Source organism: Streptomyces seoulensis (genome assembly GCF_004328625.1).
Classification (GTDB): domain Bacteria; phylum Actinomycetota; class Actinomycetes; order Streptomycetales; family Streptomycetaceae; genus Streptomyces; species Streptomyces seoulensis.
This window is the reverse complement of record NZ_CP032229.1, coordinates 1,787,185-1,809,509: the sequence shown is the minus strand read 5'-3', so window position 1 is coordinate 1,809,509 and position 22,325 is coordinate 1,787,185. Positions and strand designations below refer to the sequence as shown.

Genomic DNA, 22,325 nt, shown 5'->3' with positions numbered 1-22,325 from the left:
TCACAGCTCCGCCAGCAGCTCGGCCTTCTTCGTGGAGAACTCCTCGTCGGTCACCAGACCGGCCTGGTGCAGCTCGCCCAGGTGGCGGATGCGCTCCGCGATGTCGGCCGGGTCCCGCCGCGGCGCGGCGGCCGGTATCGCGGCCACTGCGCCCCTCGTCCGTACCGCCGCGAGGACGGCCGCCGCGAACGGCAGCGACTCGTGCACCGGCCCGTAGCCGAGCCCGAAGACCACGGTCGCCGCGTCCTGGTCCGGCGGGACGGGGTCGCCGGCGCCGGCGTCGTTCGGCAGCAGCCGCAGGTACCCCTCGAACGCCTCCGGGGAGCGCCACTCCACCCCGCCGAGGTCCGCGACCGCGAACCGCTGGTCGCCCGCCTTCCACTTCGCCGACGACGCACCCGTCCACGACCAGCGGAAACGCACCGAGGTCCCGTCGAAGGACGCCTTCCCGTCGTACGCCTTGAAGCGGAGCGGAGCCTCGGGGGCGGCGATCAGATACCGGTCGGCGGGGCCGGACTCGGTGAGCGCGTCCGTCAGCTCGTCGGCGTAGTACTCGGCCAGCGTCTCCCGCTCGGCCGGCAGCACCAGCCGGTACGGGTCCAGGCCCTCGGGAAGCTGGCCGGCCGCCGCCTCCAGCAGCGGGTCGGCTCCGGCGCGCGGCCGGAGCCGCAGCACGACGGTGCCCCGCTTGCCCTCGGCCAGGCTCACGCCCTCCAGCGCGGCGAGCGGAACCCGCCGCTCACCGAGCGCCTGGAAGAGTTTCGGCGTGCGTATCCCCCGTTCGTAGCGGATGAGCACGGAGTCTGGGCCGAACTCCCAGACGGCATGAAAACCCGCCAGTACGTCACCCATGCGGCTCATCGTATGCGGCACTTGTCCCTCCGTCGCCACCCGCGCGGACCGCACTTCCTGCTGTTTCTACGCGCGTCCCGCGGCGGGCGCGTCCGGCACACCGGCCCGGCACGCCTCGTCCCCGCGGGCGCACGTCACCGAGCCGTACGCCCCCACGCCGACCTCGGCGAGGTTGCGCAGGCTGTCCGTGCCCGGCTGGAAGTAACCGGCGTGGCCCTGCGCGTCGCGCGAGGACAGCACCCGCGCGCCGAACGCCCGGGACACCGGGTCGGCGCCGTGGCCGAGCCCGCCGACCTCCAGATACGGCACGTCCTGCACCCAGTCGGTCGCGTCCCGCATCGCCCACACCCGGGCGGTGCGGTTCAGATGCGCGGCGCTGGCCGCCCGCATGCCGGGGCTCGCGGCCACCGCGATGTCGCTGACCCGGCGGGGCATGCGGGGCGCGGCGACCCCGCAGACCACTGAGCCGTAGCTGTGGCAGAACATCGACACCTCGGCCCGGCCGGGCAGCCCGCGCAGCAGCGCGTTCAGCCGCACGGCGCCGTCCACCGCGCGCATCGCGGTCGCCGCGTCCACCCCGAGCCCGGCGGGCGCGGTGTAGTCGGCCCAGGCGATCACGGCGGTACGGGTCGTGGGCGCGGCCTGCCGCTCGGCGGAGTACAGCGACTTGGCCATGCCGACCGGGGCGCTGTACGGGCGGTAGGACTTCTCGAAGGTCAGCAGGTCGGTGTCGACACCGGGCACCACCACGGAGATCCGCTGGGCCCGGCGCAGGTCGCCGAAGACCTCGGCGATCCGGCCCGAACCCTCGGGGTCGAAGGCGAGGATGTGCCGCTCGGGCCGCATCAGCGCCTCGTACCGGTGCATCCGGCGGGCCGCGTCCTGCTGGCCGGCGGTGCTGAGCCGGTTGTCGTGCACCCGGCGCGCCTCCACGTCCCGCTCCCGCTCCAGCGCCACCCGGTTGGCCTCGTAGCGCAAGCCGACGGGGGCGCCGTTCATGTTGCCCACCGCCAGCGGGTAGCGCGTCGCCAGGTCGTGGCGGTCGTAGGGGGTGAGCGAGCCGAAGAAGCGGGCCAGCCGGGCCGGGGCGGTCTTCGCCGGGTCCGGCAGGGGCTTGCCGTGCACGCTGTCGCGCACCCACGCGGACAGGGAGGACCGCAGCGCGGTCGACTCACGGTGGGTGTGCAGCGCCGTCCAGCCGGTGGTCGCGAGCATCACGAACACGACGGCCAGGGCGAGCAGGGTGCGCCATACGCTGAGCTGGGGGGAGATGCCGAAGGAAGTCACTGGGAGGACACACTAGGAGAACGGAAGGGTGTCGGGTCAATCGAGTGGCGGGGATCACGTTTCGTGTGCCGGGGCCGGAACACGGACGATCTTTCTGAACGATCACGTCCGTTCCGCCAACGATTTCAGGCCGCGCGCCAGTTCCCGGTCAGCGCGGGGCCCACCTGATCGAGGTACGCCGCCGTGAGGCTCCGGATGGCCGCCAGGCTGAAGTCGTCCCCGGTGCTCCACTGCCGCTCGGTGACCCGGATCACCCCGGCGAACACCGCCACCGCCAGCCTCGGCCGGGGGTCGGCGTCCACGTCGACGCCCTCGCGCTCCGCGAGCAGCCCGGCGATGGTCTGCTCGGTCGCCGCCGACCGGCGCAGATGCGCGGCGAGCAGCGCGGGCGTGGACTCGATCATGCGGTACATCCGCAGATACAGCTCGACCGGGACGACCGCCTCGACGGTCTCCCGTATGTCGTCCCAGCCCTCCAGCATGGCCTGCCGGAGCGCCTCCATCGGCGGCTCGTGCGGCGGCCGGGCGCGGACGGCGGCCACGAAGTGGGCCTCCGTCATCTCCTGCACCGCGAAGGCCGCGTCCTCCTTGCCCGCGAAGTAGCGGAAGAAGGTGCGCTGCGAGACGTCCACCGCCTCGGCGATCTCGTCGACGGTCGTGCGCTCGTACCCCTGGGTGGTGAACAGTTCGAGGGCGGCGCGCACCAGCGCCTCGCGGGTACGCCGCTTCTTGCGCTCGCGCAGCGTCTCCATGGCCTCTCCCTGTACGTCCTTCCAGATCAGAGTATGCGGTCGAGTGAACGCCGGGCATCTGTCAGACGCTGACTTGTGAATGCGTTTGTCAACTGTCAGTGACTGTCACTAGCCTCATTACATGACTAGTCAGACCACCATCGACAAGACGGGACCGGAGGACGGGTCACCCACCGACGTGTCGCCGCGGCCCGCCACGGGACTGCGCGGGCACCCCTGGTTCACCCTGATCACCGTCGCCGTGGGCGTCATGATGGTGGCCCTGGACGGCACCATCGTGGCCATCGCCAACCCGGCCATCGCCAAGGACCTGCACGCGAGCTTCTCCGACGTGCAGTGGATCACCAACGCCTACTTCCTCGCCCTCGCGGTCGCCCTGATCACCGCGGGCAAGCTCGGTGACCGCTTCGGGCACCGGCAGACCTTCCTCATCGGCGTGACCGGCTTCGCGCTGGCCTCCGGCGCGATCGGCCTGTCCGACAGCATCCCGATGGTCGTCACCTTCCGGGTCCTGCAGGGCCTGTTCGGCGCCCTGCTGATGCCGGCCGCGCTCGGCCTGCTGCGGGCCACCTTCCCGGCCGAGAAGCTCAACATGGCGATCGGCATCTGGGGCATGGTCATCGGCGCCTCCACCGCCGGCGGCCCGATCCTCGGCGGTGTGCTGGTCCAGCACGTCAACTGGCAGTCGGTGTTCTTCATCAACGTGCCCGTCGGCCTGCTCGCCCTGCTGCTCGGCACGCTGATCCTGCTCGACCACCGCGCGGAGAACGCCCCGCGCTCCTTCGACCTGCTCGGCATCGCGCTGCTCTCCGGCGCCATGTTCTGCCTGGTCTGGGCGCTGATCAAGGCCCCCGCCTGGGGCTGGGGCGACGGCCGCACCTGGGGCTTCATCGGCGCCTCGGCGCTGCTCTTCGTGGTCTTCGCCTGGTGGGAGACCCGGGTCGCGGAACCGCTGATCCCGCTCACCCTGTTCCGCTCGGTCCCGCTGTCGGCGGGTGTGGTGCTGATGGTGATGATGGCCATCGCCTTCATGGGCGGCCTCTTCTTCGTCACCTTCTACCTGCAGAACGTGCACGGACTCAGCCCGGTCGACGCCGGCCTGCACCTGCTCCCGCTCACCGGCATGATGATCGTCGGCTCCCCGCTGGCCGGCTTCGCCATCACCAAGCTGGGCCCGCGCATCCCGCTCGCGGGCGGCATGACGCTCACCGCGGTCGCCATGTACGGCATGTCCACCCTGAAGGCGGACACCGGCAGCGCGACCATGTCGATCTGGTTCGCCCTCCTCGGCCTCGGCCTCGCCCCGGTCATGGTCGGCGCCACCGAGGTCATCGTCGGCAACGCCCCGATGGCCCTCTCCGGCGTGGCGGGCGGTCTCCAGCAGGCGGCCATGCAGATCGGCGGCAGCCTCGGCACCGCCGTGCTCGGCGCCGTCATGGCCTCCAAGGTCGACAGCGACCTCGCGGGCAACTGGACCGGCGCGGGCCTGCCCCCGCTGACCCCCACTCAGCTCGACCAGGCGTCCCAGGCCGTCCAGGTCGGCGTCGCCCCGGTCACGAAGCAGATGCCCCCGGCGATCATCGCCAAGGTCACCGACGTCGCCCACGACACCTTCATCTCCGGCATGAGCCTCGCCTCCCTGGTGGCGGCAGGCGTGGCGGCGGCCGCCATCCTGGTGGCCCTGCTGACCCGCCGAGGCGTCAACGCGGAGGCGGGCGCAGGGGTGGGCCACATCTAGATTCCGGGTACGGGTGGCGCTTTTAGGGGCGCGGGGAACTGCGCGACCAGCCACGACGGAACGGCAGCCGCGCGATCACCGAAGTAAGAACGGTGATCGCGCGGCCACGCCCAAGCCGCGCAGCGTTACGCGTCACCGCCGGCCGCTCCCGGCGCCGCCGCCTTCACGTCCAGCAACTGGTACCGGTCGATGGCCTGCTTCAGCACCGACCGGTCGACCTTCCCCTCCTTGGCCAGCTCCGTCAGCACCCCCACCACGATCGACTGCGCGTCGATGTGGAAGAAGCGCCGAGCCGCGCCGCGCGTGTCCGCGAACCCGAACCCGTCCGCCCCGAGGGACTGGTAGGGACCCGGCACCCACCGCGCGATCTGGTCCGGCACCGACCGCATCCAGTCGGACACCGCCACGAACGGCCCCTCCGCCCCGCCGAGTTTGCGGGTCACGAACGGCACCCGCTGCTCCTCCTCGGGGTGCAGCATGTTGTGCTCCTCGCAGGCCACCGCCTCCCGGCGCAGCTCGCTCCAGGAGGTCGCCGACCAGACGTCCGCCCGGACGTCCCACTCGTCGGCGAGGATGCGCTGCGCCTCCAGCGCCCACGGCACCGCGACACCGGACGCCATGATCTGCGCCGGGACCGAGCCGCCGGAGCCCTCGCTCAGCCGGTGGATGCCCTTGAGGATGCCCTCGACGTCCACGCCGTCCGGCTCGGCCGGGTGCTGGATCGGCTCGTTGTAGACGGTGAGGTAGTAGAAGACGTCCTCACCGTGCGGGTGTTCCTCGTCCCCGCCGTACATCCGCCGCAGGCCGTCCTCGACGATGTGCGCGATCTCGTACCCGTACGCCGGGTCGTAGGCCACGCAGGCCGGGTTGGTGGAGGCGAGGAGCTGGGAGTGGCCGTCCGCGTGCTGGAGGCCCTCGCCGGTCAGCGTGGTGCGGCCGGCGGTCGCGCCCAGTACGAAGCCGCGCGAGAGCTGGTCGGCCATCTGCCAGAACTGGTCGCCGGTGCGCTGGAAACCGAACATCGAGTAGAAGACGTAGACCGGGATCAGCGGTTCGCCGTGGGTGGCGTAGGCCGAGCCGGCCGCGATCAGGGAGGCCGTGCAGCCCGCCTCGGAGATGCCGTCGTGCAGCATCTGGCCGGTGGGGGACTCCTTGTAGGCGAGCAGCAGCTCGCGGTCCACCGACTCGTACTGCTGGCCCAGCGGGTTGTAGATCTTCGCGCTCGGGAAGAACGAGTCCATGCCGAAGGTGCGGTACTCGTCCGGCGCGATCAGCACGAACCGCTTGCCGATCTCCTTGTCCCGCATGAGGTCCTTCAGCAGCCGCACGAACGCCATGGTGGTGGCGATGGACTGCTGACCCGACCCCTTCTTCACACTCGCGTACGCCTTCTCGTCGGGCAGCGCGAGCGGCTTGGAGCGCACGACACGCGTGGGGACGTAGCCCCCGAGCGAGGTGCGCCGGTCGTGCATGTACTGCATCTCCTCCGAGTTCCGGCCGGGGTGGTAGTACGGCGGGGCGCCGGACTCCAGCTCCTTGTCGGTGATCGGCAGGTGCAGCCGGTCGCGGAAGCCCTTGAGGTCGTCGACCGTCAGCTTCTTCATCTGGTGGGTGGCGTTGCGGCCCTCGAAGTTGGGGCCCAGCGTCCAGCCCTTGACCGTCTTGGCCAGGATCACCGTCGGCTGGCCCTTGTGCTCCTTGGCCGCCTTGAACGCCGCGTAGATCTTGCGGTGGTCGTGGCCGCCGCGGCCCAGGTGCAGGATCTGGTCGTCGGTCATGTTCTCGACCATGGCGCGCAGCCGGTGGTCGTCACCGAAGAAGTGGTCCCGGATGTAGGCGCCGGACTCGGTGGCGTACGTCTGGAACTGGCCGTCCGGGGTGGTGTTCATCCGGTTGACCAGCACACCGTCCCGGTCCTGGGCCAGCAGCGGGTCCCAGCTCCGGTCCCACACCAGCTTGATCACGTTCCAGCCGGCGCCCCGGAACTGGGACTCCAGCTCCTGGATGATCTTGCCGTTGCCGCGCACCGGGCCGTCGAGCCGCTGGAGGTTGCAGTTGACCACGAAGGTCAGGTTGTCCAGCCCCTCGCGGGCGGCGATGGAGAGCTGGCCCAGCGACTCCGGCTCGTCCATCTCGCCGTCGCCGAGGAACGCCCACACGTGCGAGCCGGAGGTGTCGGCGATGCCGCGTGCCTCCATGTAGCGGTTCATCCGGGCCTGGTAGATCGCGCCGAGCGGGCCGAGGCCCATCGAGACGGTCGGGAACTCCCAGAAGTCCGGCATCGAGCGCGGGTGGGGGTAGCTGGAGAGCCCGTCCGGGAACTTGGAGTGCTCCTGCCGGAATCCGTCGAGCTGGTTCTCCGAGAGCCGGTCCAGCAGATACGCGCGGGCGTAGATGCCCGGCGAGGCGTGGCCCTGGAAGAAGACCTGGTCCCCGCCGTCACCGCCGTCCTTGCCCCGGAAGAAGTGGTTGAAGCCCACGTCGTAGAGGGACGCGGAGGAGGCGAAGGTGGCGATGTGGCCGCCCACGCCGATGCCGGGACGCTGGGCCCGCGAGACCATCACGGCCGCGTTCCAGCGGGTGGCGTTGAGGATGCGGCGCTCGATCTCCTCGTTGCCGGGGAAGAAGGGCTCGCTCTTGGTGGGGATCGTGTTGACGTAGTCCGTGCTGCGCATCTCGGGCACGGCCACGCGCTTCTCGCGGGCCCGTTCGATCAGCCGCAGCATGAGATACCTGGCCCGCTCCCGGCCACGTTCGTCCACGGCGGCGTCGAGGGAGTCGAGCCACTCCTGCGTTTCCTCGGGATCGAAGTCAGGAACCTGACTCGGAAGGCCGCCAATGATGATCGGATTGCGATCGGAACCGGAAGCCACGCTGTTCCTTACCTGTCGGAGGGACCTGCCTACACGTTCCCCATCGTGTACCTGGGGAACGTGGTACGTCACCCACTGGTTCCCCGCGCCCCGGATCGGCCACCCGGATCGCCACCCGGTCAAAACGCAACGATACGCCCGGGGTGTGACGGGCATGGCAAAGTTGTTCGATGGGCGTATCGACGGATGATTCCGAAGTGCGCATAAGGGGCACATCGGTGTGATGTGGTTCTCGGGGAAACGGGATACGGTGCCAGGAGTGGCGACGAAGCGGCCCGGAACGTCACCGTTTCGGCGGTCAGGAGGGCCGGGTACTTGCGCGATCCGTCCCGCCCGTGTGGACTACGGCCAATGCTTCGCGCACGCGCGTGGCTCAGTTATTCACCAAGACATGATCAGGAGGCAACCCGTGAGCGCGACCGCGGACCACGCGGAGGAGCGGACGAACCCTGCCGCCAGGCTGGGGTTCCAGCCCGGACAGGTGGTCCAGGAGATCGGCTACGACGAGGACGTCGATCAGGAGCTCCGCGAGGCCATCGAGGAAGCCGTCGAAGGCGACCTGATGGACGAGGAATACGACGACGTGGCCGACGCCGTTGTGCTGTGGTTCCGTGATGACGACGGAGACCTCACCGATGTACTCGTGGATGCCACCACGTACATCGAAGAGGGCGGCGCCATCCTGCTTCTGACGCCGAAGACCGGCCGTACGGGGTACGTGGAGCCGAGCGACATCTCGGAGGCCGCAACCACCGCAGGGCTGACCGCTTCGAAGAGCGTCAGCGTCGGCAAGGACTGGAGTGGCTCGCGTCTGGCGACGCCGAAGGCCGCCAAGTCCGGCAAGCGTTAGAAAGAACGCGTCATCGCCACGCCGAGCGGGCCGGGACTCCCCGGTCCGCCCGGCGGTCCCGGCGTGATCGCTGCGTAGGGTGGGACCGGGCGAGTGACCCGCGCTCACCCGTACGGCACAGCGAAGGGATGCAGGACGATGGCGCTCCAGGTCGGCGACGAGGCACCCGACTTCGAACTGAAGGACAACCACGGCCGCACCGTACGGCTCTCCGACTTCCGGGGCGAGAAGAACGTGGTGCTGCTCTTCTACCCCTTCGCCTTCACCGGCGTCTGCACCGGTGAACTGTGCGAGCTGCGTGACAACCTTCCGCAGTTCACCGACCGCGACACCCAGCTGCTCGCCGTCTCCAACGACTCCATGCACACCCTGCGCGTCTTCGGCGAGCAGGAGGGCCTGGAATACCCGCTGCTCAGCGACTTCTGGCCGCACGGCAACGTGAGCCGCGCCTACGGCGTCTTCGACGAGGACAAGGGGTGCGCCGTGCGCGGCACCTTCATCCTGGACAAGACGGGCACCGTGCGCTGGACGGTCGTCAACGGCCTTCCCGACGCCCGTGACCTGACCGAGTACGTGAAGGCGCTCGACACCCTGTGAGGGCCCCGCTCCGCGCGGGAACCCGTCACTAGGATCGGCACGTTGATCCCATATCCGATGCACTACGGGGCTGTCGGCCCCTGGACACCACATGGAGGACCCGTGGGAGTCAGCCTCAGCAAGGGTGGCAACGTCTCGCTGACCAAGGAGGCTCCCGGCCTGACCGCCGTCATCGTCGGTCTGGGCTGGGACGTGCGCACCACGACCGGCACCGACTTCGACCTCGACGCCAGCGCACTGCTGCTGAACAACGCCGGCAAGGTCGCCAGCGACCAGAACTTCGTCTTCTTCAACAACCTCAAGAGCCCCGACGGCTCGGTCGAGCACACCGGCGACAACCTCACCGGTGAGGGCGAGGGCGACGACGAGCAGATCAAGATCGACCTCGCCGGCGTCCCGGCCGACGTGGAGAAGATCGTCTTCCCGGTCTCGATCTACGAGGCCGAGAACCGCCAGCAGTCCTTCGGCCAGGTCCGCAACGCGTTCATCCGCGTGGTGAACCAGGCGGGCGGCCAGGAACTCGCGCGCTACGACCTCAGCGAGGACGCCTCCACCGAGACCGCCATGGTCTTCGGTGAGCTGTACCGCAACGGCCCGGAGTGGAAGTTCCGCGCCATCGGCCAGGGCTACGCCTCGGGCCTGCGCGGCATCGCCCAGGACTTCGGCGTCAACGTCTGACGCCGTACGGCTCGCACCGCCTCCGGCGCCGTTCCGCGTTTGCGGGCGGCGCCGGAGGCGCAGGAGAACCAAGAACACCACAGGGGAGGATCAGCATGGGTGTCACGCTCGCCAAGGGAGGCAATGTCTCCCTCTCCAAGGCCGCGCCGAATCTCACGAACGTCATGATCGGGCTCGGCTGGGACGCCCGCTCCACCACCGGCGCCGCCTTCGACCTGGACGCCAGCGCCCTGCTGTGCGGCGCCGGGAACCGGGTGCTCGGGGACGAGTACTTCGTCTTCTACAACCAGCTCACCAGCCCCGAGGGCTCGGTCGAGCACACCGGCGACAACCTCACCGGTGAGGGCGAGGGCGACGACGAATCGATTCTGGTGGACCTTTCCCAGGTGCCGCCGCAGTGCGAGAAGATCATTTTCCCGGTCTCGATCCATATGGCGGACGAGCGCAACCAGTCCTTCGGCCAGGTCGCCAACGCTTTCATCCGGGTGGTCAACCGGTCCGACGACCAGGAACTCGCGCGCTACGACCTCAGCGAGGACGCCTCGACCGAAACGGCCATGATCTTCGGCGAGCTCTACCGGTATCAGGGCGAATGGAAGTTCCGTGCGGTCGGACAGGGGTACGCGTCCGGACTTCGGGGCATCGCTCTAGACTTCGGAGTCAACGTTTCGTAAAGCCGGGTACGGCGGCGGGGGAGACCTCACCCAGACAGGGTCCGGGTGGGGCCCCCAGAAGATGATGGGGTAGCCAGTGCTTCTGAAAACCTTCGGCTGGTCTTTCGCGATCACCGCGATCGGCCTGGTCGCTGCGGTCCTCTACGGGGGGTGGCAGGGCTTCGGCATCGTGGCGATCCTTTCCGTCCTCGAGATCTCGCTGTCCTTCGACAACGCGGTGGTCAACGCCGGAATCCTGAAGAAGATGAATGCCTTCTGGCAGAAGATCTTCCTCACCGTCGGCGTGCTCATCGCGGTCTTCGGCATGCGGCTGGTCTTCCCCGTCGTCATTGTCGCCATCAGCGCCAAGATGGGCCCGATCGAGGCCGTCAATCTCGCGCTGAACAACAAGGACCGCTATCAGGAACTCGTCACCGACGCCCACCCGGCCATCGCCGCGTTCGGTGGCATGTTCCTGCTGATGATCTTCCTCGACTTCATCTTCGAGGAGCGGGACATCCAGTGGCTGCGCTGGATCGAGCGGCCGCTGGCCAAGCTCGGCAAGGTCGACATGCTGTCGGTCTGCATCGCGATGATCGTCCTGCTGATCACCTCCTTCACCTTCGCCACCCACGCCCACCAGCACGGCGGCGCCCATGCCGACAAGGCCCAGACGGTGCTGATCGCGGGCATCGCGGGTCTGATCACGTACATGGTCGTCGGCGGTCTCTCCGGGTACTTCGAGGACAAGCTGGAGGCCGAGGAGGAGGCCGAGAACGAGGCCGAGGAGGAGGCCGCCCGCTCCGGCAAGCCACGCTCGGCGGTCAAGCTGGCCGGCCAGGCCGCGTTCTTCATGTTCCTGTACCTGGAAGTCCTGGACGCGTCCTTCTCCTTCGACGGTGTGATCGGCGCCTTCGCCATCACCAACGACATCGTCCTGATGGCGCTGGGCCTCGGCATCGGCGCGATGTACGTCCGTTCGCTGACCGTCTACCTGGTCCGCCAGGGCACCCTGGACGACTACGTCTACCTGGAGCACGGCGCCCACTACGCGATCGGCGCCCTGGCCGTGATCCTCATGGTCACCATCCAGTACCAGATCAACGAGGTCATCACCGGCCTGGTCGGCGTCGTCCTGATCGCCTGGTCCTTCTGGTCCTCGGTCCGCCGCAACCGCGCCCTCGCGGCCGCCGGGGGCGACGCCGGGTCGAGCGAGAAGACGGAGATCTCCTCCGGGGTGTAGACGCCCCCTAGGGGCCAAGATCAGGGACGGGGCGGGGTGTGGCATCCCGCTCGGTGAGGAACGCTTCGTAGGGGGCGGCCGACTCGGGTCGGCCGGCCCCTACGACTTTCTCCAGGGGGGCGGGCATGGGATTTCTCGACGGGCTGCTGGGCGGGCGCACCGCCGACTTCGACTCGGGCAACTCCGGGTCCAACGCGATCGAACTGACCAAGCGGCACCAGCAGGTGTCCCTCACCAAACAGGGCGCCGCCACCGGAAACCTCCGGGTCAACCTGACCTGGCGGATGCGCACCTCCGACTTCGGCGGCCCCCAGCGCGACAGCCTCTTCCGGCACCCCTTCAAGGCACTGAAACCCCCGGAAGTGATGGGCCACGGCCAGAGCATGGTCAACGTCGACCTGGACCTCGGCTGCCTCTACGAACTCGCCGACGGCACCAAGGGCGTCGTACAGCCCCTCGGCGGGTACCTGGGCGACGTCAACGCCCCGCCGTACGTCAAGCTCAGCGGCGACGACCGGTTCGGCTCCGCCTCGGGCGAGACGATGTACGTCAACCTGGACCACCGGGACGCCATCAAACGCCTGCTGGTCTTCGTGTACATCTACGACCAGACCCCGGCCTTCGACCGCACCCACGCCGTGGTCACGCTCTACCCGAGCAACGGCCCGCGCATCGAGATCGGCCTGGACGAACGCCATCCGCAGGCCCGCTCGTGCGCGGTGGTGCTGATCGAGAACGTGAAGGGCGAACTGGTCGTGCGCCGCGAGGTCAAGTTCGTCTACGGCTTCCAGGGCGAGCTGGACCGGCTCTACGGCTGGGGACTGACCTGGGGCCGCGGCTACAAGACCAAGGCGGACCGCTGAGCGTGCGCTAGCGTCCGAGGAACTGCGGCCCCTGCGGGGGCAGCCGGAAGTCCGGGTCCAGCGGGGGCGCCGCGGGGACCGGCTGGGGCTGGGGGTAGCCGTAGGCGGGCGGTGCCTGCGTCTGGACGGACTGGGGGTAGCCGTAGGTGGCCTGACTCGCCGAGGCGGGCTGCGGGTAGCCGTACGCGGGCTGCGGGGCGGAGACGGGCTGCGGATAGCCGTAGGCCGGCGGCTGCGCGGGCAGCGGCGGCAGCGGTACGGGCTGCTCCGGGGGCAGCGGCACCGAACGGGACTCGTGCGGGCGCGGCTCCTCGGCCGCCGCCTCCGACTCGTCCACCGAGATACCGAAGTCGGTGGCGAGGCCCTCCAGACCGTTGGAGTAGCCCTCGCCCAGCGCGCGGAACTTCCAGGCGTCCCCGCGCCGGTACAGCTCGCCGCAGATCAGCGCCGTCTCCGCGCCGGTCTCCGGCTTCACCTCGAACCGGGCCAGCGGCTCGGCGTCGGCGGCCGAGGCGTCGTGGACCAGCACGCACAGCGCCGGGACCCGGTCGAAGGGGACGTCGTCGGCGGAGGCCACCAGCAGGATGCGGCTCACCCCGGACTCGACCCCGGCCAGGTCCACCTGGATGGTGTCGGTCAGGCCCCCGGAGACCGGTTTCCGGCCGAGCCCCCACACCGCGCCGGAGGGGTGGCGGGGCTGGTTGTAGAAGACGAAGTCCTCGTCCGAACGCACCCGGCCGTCGGGGCCCAGCAGGAGCGCGGAGGCGTCGACCTCGGGCACGTCCTGCCCCGGCGTCCAGCGCAGCACCGCCCGGACCGCGGTGGCGTCCAGCGGGACGTTCGACCCCTTCAGCATCGCGTGCGTCATGCGGTCATCCTGCCTTCTCCGTCCTGGTCACGACAATGCGGGGGGTGTTCCGCCCGACACGGGCGGGTAACCGGAAATTCATGCCGGCCGGGAACCCCGGACATGCGTCTCTACGTACTATTACCGGCCACCCCGTGCGGAAATCACCGACCCCGCCATCCCAGTCTCGGCACCTTGAGGGAGTCCTATGCGTCATTTCGGGCACATCGCCCCCGAAACGCGGGAGCGTCTCTTCCATCAGGAGCCGTGCGCGTTCACCGCCGACTCCCCGGCCAGGCTGCTCTCGGCGGGCCTCGGGGCCACCCTGTACAGCCCGGCCACCCGTCCCCGGCTCGCCGCCGACATCGTCAAGCAGACCGGCAGCGGTGTCGTCTCGATGGTGCTGTGCCTGGAGGACTCCATCGCGGACGAGGACGTGCCCGCGGGTGAGGAGAACCTCGTCCGGCAGTTCGCCGAGCTGGACGCGGTCAGCGCCCGGACCGGCGCCGAGCCGCCCCTGCTGTTCGTCCGGGTGCGCACGCCGGACCAGATTCCCGACCTCGTCCGGCGCCTCGGCGCGAGCGTCCGGCTGCTGTCCGGATTCGTGCTGCCCAAGTTCACCGAGGAGCGCGGCGTCCCCTTCCTGGAGGCGCTGAGCGCGGCCGAGACCGCGTGCGGACGGCGGCTTTTCGCCATGCCGGTGCTGGAGTCGCCCGAGCTGCTGTACCGCGAGTCCCGGGTGGAGACCCTGGAGGGCATCGCCCGCGCGGTCGGCAAGTACCGCGACCGGGTCCTGGCGCTGCGCCTGGGCGTCACCGACTTCTGCTCCTCCTACGGCCTGCGCCGCGCCCCCGACATGACCGCGTACGACGTCCAGATCGTCGCCTCCGTCATCGGCGACGTGGTCAACATGCTGGGCCGGGCCGACGGCAGCGGGTTCACCGTGACCGGGCCGGTGTGGGAGTACTTCCGGGTCCCCGAGCGCGTCTTCAAGCCGCAGCTGCGCAGCAGCCCCTTCCTGGAGGTGCGCGCCGTCGGACTGCGCGAGAAGCTGATCGAACACGCCATGGACGGCCTGCTGCGGGAGATCTCCCTGGACCAGGCCAACGGTCTGCTCGGCAAGACCTGCATCCACCCCTCCCACGTGCTCCCCGTGCACGCGCTCTCCGTGGTCAGCCACGAGGAGTTCAGCGACGCGGCGGACATCCTCCGGCCGGACAGCGACGGCGGCGGAGTCCTCAGGTCCGCGTACACGAACAAGATGAACGAGGTGAAGCCGCACCGCGCCTGGGCCGAGCGGACCCTGCTGCGCGCGGAGGTCTTCGGGGTGGCCAACGAGGACGTCGGCTTCGTGGACCTGCTCACCGCCGGCGTGACCGGCTGAGCGCCGCCCCTCCCCCGTACCGCAGCCTCCCTCTTCGGAGGGCCTCTTCTCCCACCCCCCGAGCCGCAAGGAACGCATGAGAAACGCAGTGAACGACGGCGTCTGGTCCGGCACCTGGGTCGCCCGGCGACTCGGTGTCGAACTGGAGGGCGACGAGCACCTGACCGACCTGCTGGGGATGGCGCTGCGCCGCAACCCCAAGCGGGCCCATCTGCTGGTCTCCCAGGTGCTCGGCAAGCACGTCCCGCAGTCGCCCGCCGTGGTCCACGGCCACGGGGTCCGCCTCGGCCACCGGGTCCGCGCCCTGCTCGGGGACGCTCAGGCGGCCCGCGCGGTCGTCCTCGGGTACGCGGAGACCGCCACCGGCCTCGGCCACTCGGTCGCGGACGGCCTCGCCCTCGCCCCGTACCTGCACTCCACCCGCCGCCCGGTCGCCGGGGTCACCCCGGCCGGCGGCTTCGAGGAGTCCCACTCGCACGCCACCTCCCACCTGCTGCTCCCCGAGGACCCGGCGCTGCTGGCCGGAGACGGCCCGCTGGTGCTGGTGGACGACGAGTTCTCCACCGGCAACACCGTCCTGAACACCATCCGCGACCTGCACGCCCGCCACCCCCGGCAGCACTACGTGGTGGTCGCCCTGGTCGACATGCGCTCCGCGGAGGACACCGCCCGGCTGGACCGGTTCGCCGCCGGGATCGGCGCCCGCGTCGATCTGGTCGCGGCCGCCTCCGGGACCGTACGGCTGCCCGAGGGCGTGCTGGAGAAGGGGCAGGCGCTGGTCGCCGAGCACGAGCGGGCCGACGCCGCGTCCGGACCGGTGCCGGGCGGCGAGGTGCGCCGGGTCGACCTGGACTGGCCGGCCGGGCTGCCCGACGGCGGCCGGCACGGCTTCACCCCGGCCCACCGCGCCCGGCTGGAGGCCGCGCTGCCCGGCATGGCCGCCCGGATCGCCGAGGCACTGCCCGACGGCTCCCGCCGGGTGCTGGTGCTGGGCTTCGAGGAGCTGATGTACGCCCCGCTGCGGCTCGCGGCCGAGCTGGAGCGGACCGTCCCGGCCGAGGTGCGGTACTCCACCACCACCCGCTCACCCGTCCTCGCCGTGGACGACCCCGGCTACGCGATACGCACCCGGCTCGCCTTCCCCGCCCACGACGACCCGGCGGACGGCCCCGGCGAGCGGTACGCGTACAACGTCGCCGGCGCGGGCTTCGACACCGTGGTGGCCGTCGTCGACTCCGCCGCCGACACTCCCGCCCTGCACGCCCCGGACGGCCTGCTCGCCCGGCTCGCGGAGCACGCCCCGCACGTCCTGCTGGCGGTCGTGCCCGCCCACCAGCCCCAGCTTCCCGAAAGGCCGGCCATGCTGCCCGAGCCCCTCCGCGGCCCCGCCTTCTCCTCGTACGCCCCCGACGAGGTCGGCTGGCTGCTCCAGGACCTCTCCTCGGTCGGCCTGGAGGCGCCCACCGAGGAGCGCGAGGAGGCCGTGCAGAACGGCGGCGCGCACTACGCGGAGTCGCTGCCGGTCGAGTACCAGCCCAGCGAGCGCTACCAGGCCCTCTTCCACGCCGCCCTGGACACCTCCGCCGACCGGATCGCCCGCGCGGTCGGCGTGGTCACCGAGACCGTGCTCACCGAGCGCGGCGGCACCCCGGTCCTGGTCTCCCTCGCCCGCGCCGGAACACCGGTCGGCGTCCTCATGCGCCGCTGGGCCGAGCAGCGGTACGGCACCGAACTCCCGCACTACGCCGTCTCGATCGTCCGGGGCCGGGGCATCGACGCCAACGCCCTGCGCTGGCTGGCCGAGCACCACGACCCGCGTGACGTCGTCTTCGTGGACGGCTGGACCGGCAAGGGTGCCATCACCCGCGAACTCAGCGCGGCAGTCGAGGAGTTCGAGCGCGCCGAGGGTGTCACCGGCTTCGACCCGGAGATCGCCGTCCTCGCCGACCCTGGCTCCTGCGTGCGCACCTACGGCACCCGCGACGACTTCCTCATACCCTCCGCCTGCCTCAACTCCACGGTCTCCGGCCTGATATCGCGCACCGTGCTCCGCGCCGACCTGGTCGGCCCGGACGACTTCCACGGTGCGAAGTTCTACCGCGAACTGGCCGACGCCGACGTGTCGGTGGCCTTCCTGGACGCCATCTCGGCTCGCTTCCCCGAGGTCCGCGACGAGGTGGACGCGGCCGTCAAGGAACTGCTCGCCGAGGACCGCACCCCGACCTGGGAGGGCTGGCGCGCGGTGGAGCGGATCAGCGAGCAGTACGGCATCCACGACGTGAACCTGGTCAAGCCCGGCGTCGGCGAGACCACCCGGGTGCTGCTGCGCCGGGTGCCCTGGAAGATCCTCGCCAAGGCGGGCGCGGGCGCCGACCTCGACCACGTCCGGCTGCTCGCCGAACAGCGCGGGGTGCCGGTGGAGGAGGTCGACGGCCTGCCGTACACCTGTGTCGGCCTGATCCACCCCCGGTACACCCGCGGTGCAACCGGCGCCGACGGCCGGGCGGTGAGCGCCCGATGACGGTACTGGTGGCCAGCGACCTCGACCGCACGCTGATCTACTCGGCGGGTGCCCTCGCCCTCACCATGCCCGACGCACGGGCGCCCCGGCTGCTCTGCGTGGAGGTGCACGAGGCCCGCCCGCTGTCCTTCATGACGGAGACGGCGGCCGCGCTGCTGACCGAGCTGGCGGACGCGGCGGTGTTCGTCCCGACGACCACCCGGACCCGTACCCAGTACAACCGGATCAACCTGCCCGGCCCGCCCGCCCGGTACGCGATCTGCGCCAACGGCGGCCATCTCCTGGTCGACGGCGTCACCGACCGGGACTGGCACGCCTCGGTGCAGGCCCGGCTGGCCGACGAGTGCGCGCCGCTCGCCGAGATCACCGACCATCTGCGCCGGGCCTCCGACCCGGTCTGGCTGCGCAAGCAGCGGGTGGCGGAGGACCTGTTCGCCTACCTGGTGGTCGAGCGGGAGCTGCTGCCCGAGGAGTGGGTGGGGGAGCTGGCCGGGTGGGCCGGGGAGCGGGGCTGGACGGTGTCGCTCCAGGGCCGCAAGATCTACGCCGTTCCGCAGCCGCTCACCAAGGGCGCGGCGGTGCGTGAGGTGGCCCGGCGGACCGGCGCGGAGCTGACGCTCGCGGCCGGGGACTCGCATCTGGACGCCGACCTGCTGCTGGCCGCCGACCGGGGCTGGCGCCCCGGCCACGGCGAGCTGGCCGACAGCGGCTGGGGGGCGCCCACGGTCGGCGCGGTGGCCGAGCGCGGGGTGCTGGCGGGGGAGCGGATCACCCGCGAGTTCCTGCGGGCGGCGCGGGGCGCGGTGGTCCCGGCGCGGCTGCCCGCGTAGGAGTACGGCGGGCGGCGGAACGGCACCGGATGTCCGGTGCCGTTCTCATGTCCCGCTCAGCCGCAGCAGCCGCCCCCGCAGCAGCCACCGCCGCCTCCGCCCGAGGGGGCCGGAGCGGCGGAGGAGCCGCCGACGGCCACCGCCGACAGCAGCTTCACAGTGTCGTCGTGGCCCTCGGGGCAGGCGGCGGGCGCGGCGGACTCCGCCATGGGGCGGCTGAGTTCGAAGGTGTCGCCGCAGGTCCGGCAGCGGTACTCGTAGCGAGGCATGCGCACAGGTTAGCCGCCGGACGCCGTCCGCAGGGGTGTCACTCGGGCTTCGTGTCCGGCCCGGTGACGGCGCGCTTGTCCGGAGTGGTGAGGGCCGGGTCCTCGTGAGCGGCCTTCTCGGCCTCGGGGTGCCGGGAGCGCCAGTAGGGGTTGTCGTGCGGGAGGGACGAGCCGACCCGGCCGTACATGCCGAAGGTCATCAGCAGCAGGCCGACGATGAAGGTGAAGAACACGTTCTGGATGCGGAACGCCAGGAAGTTGTTCGTGGTGCCCAGCAGACCCAGGTTCAGGAAGCCGCTCAGGATGAACAGCACGCCGAAGACCATGTTCAGGGTGGAGGCGAAGTTGCCGCCGATCACCATGCCGGCCAGCAGGATCACGCCGACGCAGATGGAGAGCACGCTCAGCGCGCCGTTGGTGTTCAGGCCCGCGATCGTGTCGCTGCCGACGTTGAAGGCACCGATGTGGCCGACCAGGCCGAGGATGCCGAAGATGAGCAGGAAGAGCCCGATCAGACCGGCACCGATGCGGTAGACGAGGTTCAGTTTGTGGTCGACCGGCAGGTGCTCGTCGAGCACGGTGCGGCGCCGGGTGGACTGCTTGTCGCGCGAGTGCACTGCGTGTGCGGCCATGTCGCCTCCTCGGGGGCGCGTGCGGAGGCCGTCCCGTACCCCTCAATACTCACCAGGGGCGCGCACACCGGCAACAGGGGCGCCGCCGGGCGGGGGCTCACTGGGTGGGGCCGCCGCGCTCCTCGCGGATCTGCGCCACAGTCCGCGCGACCGTGTTCCGTACCGCCTCGGTCTCGGTGAGGAAGTGCCAGTAGTCGGGGTGCCGGCCGCTGTCCAGTGCGGCGACCGCGCGGTCCAGCCGGGCCACCGCCTCGTCCAGCGGGCGGGCGTGCCGGGGGTCCGGCGCGCTGCGGCCGGTCATCGCCAGCCGCTGGGCGTCCCGGAGCGCGAACCGGGTCCGCTCGATCTCCTGCCGGGGGTCCTTCTGAACGGCGTTCAGCCTGGTCAGCCGGTCACCGGCGGCCGAGACCGCCTCGTCGGTGGTGTTCAGCAGGGCCCGTACGGTCGACAGCAGCGACGTGGCGTCCGGCCAGCGCTGGGCCTCCCGCGCGGCGCGGGCCTCGGTCAGCTTGCGCTCGGCCTGGCGGACGTTCTCGGCGGCCTGCTGGGGCACCTGCTGGAGGTCCTGCCAGCAGGCGGCCGAGAACCGGCGCCGCAGCTCACTCAGCACCGGCTCTATCTGCCCGCTGCGGGTGGTCAGGGCCTGGGCGCGGGTGCTCAGGCTGGACAGTCGGCGGTCGATCTCGGCGGCGCGCTCCGGCAGCCGCTCGGCCTCGGCCCGGATCGCCCCGGCCTCCCGCTGCACCCGCTCGGCCCGCTCCAGCGTGGCCGCGACACCGTGCTGTCCCGCGCCCTGGTTCAGCTTCGTCAGCTCGGGGGCCAGGGCGGCGAGGCGGGCGGCCAGGTCGTCGGCGCTCAGCCGCTTCTCGCGTACGGCGTCCAGCGCGTTGCTCGCGCCGAGCAGGGCCTGCCGGGCGCGCTCCACGGCGGGCGCCAGCCGGGCGAGCTGGGTCTCGGCGCTGCCGAGGAGCGGGCCGAGGGAGGTGGTGAAGCGGTCCAGCTCGCCCTTGACCCGCACCAGTTCGTCCTTGGCGGCGGTCAGCTCGGTGCGGGCGCGGTTCGCGGTGGCCGCGTCGAGGTCGTCCCGGTCGAGGTCCTGGGCGTCGACGGCCTGGATGTACGTCTGGCTCGCCTCGTCTATGCGCCGGCCCAGCGCCTCGAAGTCGGCGATGGCGCGGCGGGCGGCGGGGGAGTCGTCGACGGCGGAGATGGTCTCGATGGAGATGCGCAGGTCGCGCTGGGCGGTGTCCAGCTCGTAGAACGCGGCCGCCGCCGCGTCCTTCGCCGCCTGCGCCTCGGCCCGCTGGCTCTCGGCGCGCCCGCCGAACCAGCGCCGGGTGCCGCCGCCCGCGAACGCGCCGGCCACGGTGAGCGCGGCCAGCACGGGGAGACTCATCAGGGTGAGGGCGTCGCGCACGGGGGACGGCGGGTGCGGGTGGGTCTGCGGTGCTGACGTGCCCGGTGTCGCCGTCACATCCCTCTCCCGTGCTGCGGTTGGCCCTGGGTGGTGTCATTCTCCCACCCGTTCAAGACGAACACACGGCCCGGTCAGTTCACCCCCGCCGCGACCGGTCCCGGGGTTTGCGGGACACCGCCCGGGGCAAGGTAGGCTGTCGACTCGTCCTGGCCACGCGCCGGGTCCGGGGTGCGTAGCTCAGGGGTAGAGCGCCTGCCTTACAAGCAGGATGTCGGCGGTTCGAAACCGTCCGCGCCCACCGTGTGAAGTGGCAGGCCAGGGGCTTGCGGCGGCCTTCCGGATGTCCGGGGGGCCGTTTTTCGTGGCCGGAGTCCACTTGGAGTCCACAACGCCGCCGGGGCTACTCCGCCCGTACCGGCCGACCCCGCACCTCCAGACTGCCCAGCAGCTCCGCCGTGGCCTGGGTGACGGCGTCCACCGCGCGGTCGAACGCCTCGCGGTTGTGGGCGGCGGGGGCCCGGAAGCCCGAGACCTTGCGTACGTACTGCAGCGCGGCGGCGCGGATGTCGTCCTCGGTGGCCTCACCGGGCAACACGGGCGGCCGCAACGTCTTGATACTCCGGCACATGCCTCAAGTCTGCTCCAACGGGGCCGCGCGTGAAGGATGATCGGCGCGAGGCGGCCACCGGATGTCGGGGCCGACCGTAGGAGAGGACACGTTCATGACGAGCAAGCCCACGGTGGCGATACTCGGCCCCGGCGGCATCGGCGGACTTCTCGCCGCCCTGCTGTCCCGTGCCGGGCACCGGGTCGTCTGCCTGGCGCGGGAAGGCACGGCGGAGGTGCTGCGCCGGGACGGGATCCAGGTGCGCAGCGGGCAGTTCGGGGACTTCGGTGCGGCGGTGGAGGCGGACACCGAGCTGCGTGAGCCGGTCGACGTCTGCCTGATCACCGTCAAGCACACCACGCTGGACGCGGCCCTGACCCGCGTACCGCCCGCCGTGCTCGGTGACGCCCTGGTCGTGCCGCTGCTGAACGGTGTCGAACACCCGGCTTCGCTGCGTACGCGGTACGTGCCCGAGCTGGTCGCCCCCGCGACGATCCGGGTGGAGTCCACCCGCGTCCAGGGCGGGGACGGCGAGGGCGTGGTGATCGAACACGGCAGCCCCTTCACCGAGGTCGACCTCGCGGGTGCGGCGACGGTACGGCCCCGCCTCGACGCCCTGGCCTCGGCTCTCACGGGGGCCGGTGTGACGGCCCGCGTGGTGGACGACGAGACGGCGGCCCTGTGGGCCAAGATGGCCTTCCTCGCCCCGTTCGCCCTGCTCACGACGCGGTACGGGGTGCCGATCGGCGAGGTCCGTACGCGCTGCCGCGCCGAGCTGGAGGCCCTGGTGGCCGAGACGGCGGAGGTCGCCCGCGCCTGCGGTGCCCCGGCGGACCCGGCCGGGTCCCTCGCCCGCTACGACCTGTTCCCGGCGGCGGCCAAGTCCTCGATGCAGCGGGACGCGGAGGCGGGCCGGGCTCTCGAACTCGACGCGATCGGCGGGGCGTTGCTGCGGGCGGCGGAGCGGCACGCGGTGGCGGTGCCGGTGGCGGCGCGGTTGGTGAAGGAACTGGGCGGCGCCGGCGCCTGAGGCCACTCGTTCGAATGAACTGCCCGGCGAAGCTCGCCACTGAAAATCGAACAGGCGTACTATTGCCGTGTGTCTGCGTCCCATGGATTCCCCAGTGACCTGCTCGCCGGGCAGGAGGAGCTGCATCAGATCAGGGCCGAGCTGTCGGCCCTGCTCAAGCGGCTGCCCTGGTCGGTCGAGCCGCTGGACGGCTTCACCGACGACACCGGCTGGCGCAGGATCGAACGCCCCGCGTCCCCCGGCTGGACCGCCGACGAACAGGCCGAGGTCGAGAAACTCCGCCGCCGCGAACACGAACTGGCCGTCTTCATCACCGGCCACCGCTACTGGACCGAGCTAGCACCCCCGGACCGCCCCCAGGCCCGCGCACACCTCAAGCACGCCCACGAGGAGCAGTGACTC

The 22,325-nt window shown here is 71.1% G+C and carries 21 protein-coding genes and 1 tRNA gene; 13 read left to right on the top strand and 9 right to left on the bottom strand.

Annotated features, from left to right (window positions below; translation table 11 throughout):
- From D0Z67_RS08490 to D0Z67_RS08480, 3 genes are all read right to left on the bottom strand, one after another.
- Positions 1-852 (bottom strand): DUF4429 domain-containing protein, encoded by an 852-nt coding sequence (locus D0Z67_RS08490; protein WP_031179722.1) that lies wholly within the window; start codon positions 850-852, stop codon positions 1-3.
- A 66-nt stretch (positions 853-918) separates the two neighbouring features.
- Positions 919-2,139 (bottom strand): alpha/beta hydrolase, encoded by a 1,221-nt coding sequence (locus D0Z67_RS08485; RefSeq protein WP_031179723.1) that lies wholly within the window; start codon positions 2,137-2,139, stop codon positions 919-921.
- 125 nt (positions 2,140-2,264) lie between these two features.
- The gene (locus tag D0Z67_RS08480; RefSeq protein ID WP_031179724.1) at positions 2,265-2,891 is read right to left on the bottom strand and encodes a TetR family transcriptional regulator; all 627 of its coding nucleotides are present in this window, start codon (positions 2,889-2,891) and stop codon (positions 2,265-2,267) included.
- A 121-nt stretch (positions 2,892-3,012) separates the two neighbouring features.
- Here D0Z67_RS08480 and D0Z67_RS08475 point away from each other — a divergent pair, with 121 nt between their 5' ends.
- Positions 3,013-4,629 carry an MFS transporter gene (locus D0Z67_RS08475; RefSeq protein ID WP_031179725.1) on the top strand — a complete coding sequence of 539 codons (1,617 nt, stop codon included), beginning with the start codon at positions 3,013-3,015 and terminating at the stop codon, positions 4,627-4,629.
- A 125-nt stretch (positions 4,630-4,754) separates the two neighbouring features.
- On the opposite strand, the gene aceE is transcribed toward D0Z67_RS08475, so the two are convergent.
- Complete coding sequence (aceE, locus tag D0Z67_RS08470; protein WP_031179726.1) at positions 4,755-7,502, bottom strand: pyruvate dehydrogenase (acetyl-transferring), homodimeric type; 2,748 nt, start codon at positions 7,500-7,502, stop codon at positions 4,755-4,757.
- Between the two features lie 409 nt (positions 7,503-7,911).
- Here aceE and D0Z67_RS08465 point away from each other — a divergent pair, with 409 nt between their 5' ends.
- From D0Z67_RS08465 to D0Z67_RS08440, 6 genes are all read left to right on the top strand, one after another.
- On the top strand, positions 7,912-8,352 hold the full coding sequence (locus D0Z67_RS08465; RefSeq protein ID WP_018545328.1) for a DUF3052 domain-containing protein: 441 nt from the start codon (positions 7,912-7,914) through the stop codon (positions 8,350-8,352).
- Positions 8,353-8,490: 138 nt separating this feature from the next.
- Complete coding sequence (locus tag D0Z67_RS08460; protein ID WP_031179727.1) at positions 8,491-8,949, top strand: peroxiredoxin; 459 nt, start codon at positions 8,491-8,493, stop codon at positions 8,947-8,949.
- A gap of 102 nt (positions 8,950-9,051) precedes the next feature.
- Positions 9,052-9,627, top strand: a complete 576-nt coding sequence (locus D0Z67_RS08455; RefSeq protein ID WP_031179728.1) for a TerD family protein — start codon at positions 9,052-9,054, stop codon at positions 9,625-9,627.
- Between the two features lie 95 nt (positions 9,628-9,722).
- On the top strand, positions 9,723-10,301 hold the full coding sequence (locus tag D0Z67_RS08450) for a TerD family protein (RefSeq protein ID WP_031179729.1): 579 nt from the start codon (positions 9,723-9,725) through the stop codon (positions 10,299-10,301).
- A 76-nt stretch (positions 10,302-10,377) separates the two neighbouring features.
- Entirely contained in the window at positions 10,378-11,523 is a 1,146-nt protein-coding gene (locus D0Z67_RS08445; RefSeq protein WP_031179730.1) for a DUF475 domain-containing protein, read from the top strand.
- Positions 11,524-11,648: 125 nt separating this feature from the next.
- Complete coding sequence (locus D0Z67_RS08440; protein WP_031179731.1) at positions 11,649-12,386, top strand: TerD family protein; 738 nt, start codon at positions 11,649-11,651, stop codon at positions 12,384-12,386.
- A 7-nt stretch (positions 12,387-12,393) separates the two neighbouring features.
- On the opposite strand, the gene D0Z67_RS08435 is transcribed toward D0Z67_RS08440, so the two are convergent.
- Positions 12,394-13,254 (bottom strand): TerD family protein, encoded by an 861-nt coding sequence (locus D0Z67_RS08435; protein ID WP_031179732.1) that lies wholly within the window; start codon positions 13,252-13,254, stop codon positions 12,394-12,396.
- A 187-nt stretch (positions 13,255-13,441) separates the two neighbouring features.
- On the opposite strand from D0Z67_RS08435, the gene D0Z67_RS08430 reads away from it, so the two are divergent.
- The 3 genes from D0Z67_RS08430 (at position 13,442) to D0Z67_RS08420 (ending at position 17,968) form a co-directional block, all read left to right on the top strand.
- On the top strand, positions 13,442-14,617 hold the full coding sequence (locus D0Z67_RS08430) for an HpcH/HpaI aldolase/citrate lyase family protein (protein WP_031179733.1): 1,176 nt from the start codon (positions 13,442-13,444) through the stop codon (positions 14,615-14,617).
- 76 nt (positions 14,618-14,693) lie between these two features.
- Positions 14,694-17,138 carry a phosphoribosyltransferase gene (locus tag D0Z67_RS08425; RefSeq protein ID WP_031179734.1) on the top strand — a complete coding sequence of 815 codons (2,445 nt, stop codon included), beginning with the start codon at positions 14,694-14,696 and terminating at the stop codon, positions 17,136-17,138.
- Positions 17,135-17,968, top strand: a complete 834-nt coding sequence (locus D0Z67_RS08420) for an HAD family hydrolase (RefSeq protein WP_031179735.1) — start codon at positions 17,135-17,137, stop codon at positions 17,966-17,968. The genes D0Z67_RS08425 and D0Z67_RS08420 overlap by 4 nt, the downstream gene beginning before the upstream one ends.
- Before the next feature lie 56 nt (positions 17,969-18,024).
- Here D0Z67_RS08420 and D0Z67_RS08415 read toward each other — a convergent pair whose 3' ends face one another.
- The 3 genes from D0Z67_RS08415 to D0Z67_RS08405 form a co-directional block, all read right to left on the bottom strand.
- Positions 18,025-18,237, bottom strand: coding sequence for an FmdB family zinc ribbon protein (locus D0Z67_RS08415; protein ID WP_030808063.1), 213 nt, complete (start codon positions 18,235-18,237; stop codon positions 18,025-18,027).
- Positions 18,238-18,275: 38 nt separating this feature from the next.
- Positions 18,276-18,869: a DUF4383 domain-containing protein gene (locus D0Z67_RS08410; RefSeq protein WP_051887502.1), complete on the bottom strand. Its 594-nt coding sequence runs from the start codon at positions 18,867-18,869 to the stop codon at positions 18,276-18,278.
- Between the two features lie 97 nt (positions 18,870-18,966).
- A complete protein-coding gene (locus D0Z67_RS08405; RefSeq protein ID WP_031179737.1) occupies positions 18,967-20,343 on the bottom strand; it encodes a hypothetical protein in 1,377 nt (458 codons plus the stop codon).
- 169 nt (positions 20,344-20,512) lie between these two features.
- Between D0Z67_RS08405 and D0Z67_RS08400 the strand changes: the two genes are divergently transcribed.
- A tRNA-Val gene (locus tag D0Z67_RS08400) sits at positions 20,513-20,584 on the top strand.
- Between the two features lie 102 nt (positions 20,585-20,686).
- Here D0Z67_RS08400 and D0Z67_RS08395 read toward each other — a convergent pair.
- Positions 20,687-20,914 carry a DUF2277 domain-containing protein gene (locus D0Z67_RS08395; RefSeq protein ID WP_031179738.1) on the bottom strand — a complete coding sequence of 76 codons (228 nt, stop codon included), beginning with the start codon at positions 20,912-20,914 and terminating at the stop codon, positions 20,687-20,689.
- A gap of 94 nt (positions 20,915-21,008) precedes the next feature.
- On the opposite strand from D0Z67_RS08395, the gene D0Z67_RS08390 reads away from it, so the two are divergent.
- Both D0Z67_RS08390 and D0Z67_RS08385 read left to right on the top strand, forming a co-directional pair.
- Positions 21,009-21,923: a ketopantoate reductase family protein gene (locus D0Z67_RS08390; protein ID WP_031179739.1), complete on the top strand. Its 915-nt coding sequence runs from the start codon at positions 21,009-21,011 to the stop codon at positions 21,921-21,923.
- Positions 21,924-21,992: 69 nt separating this feature from the next.
- A complete protein-coding gene (locus D0Z67_RS08385; protein WP_031179740.1) occupies positions 21,993-22,322 on the top strand; it encodes a hypothetical protein in 330 nt (109 codons plus the stop codon).
- Positions 22,323-22,325 lie beyond the last annotated feature (3 nt).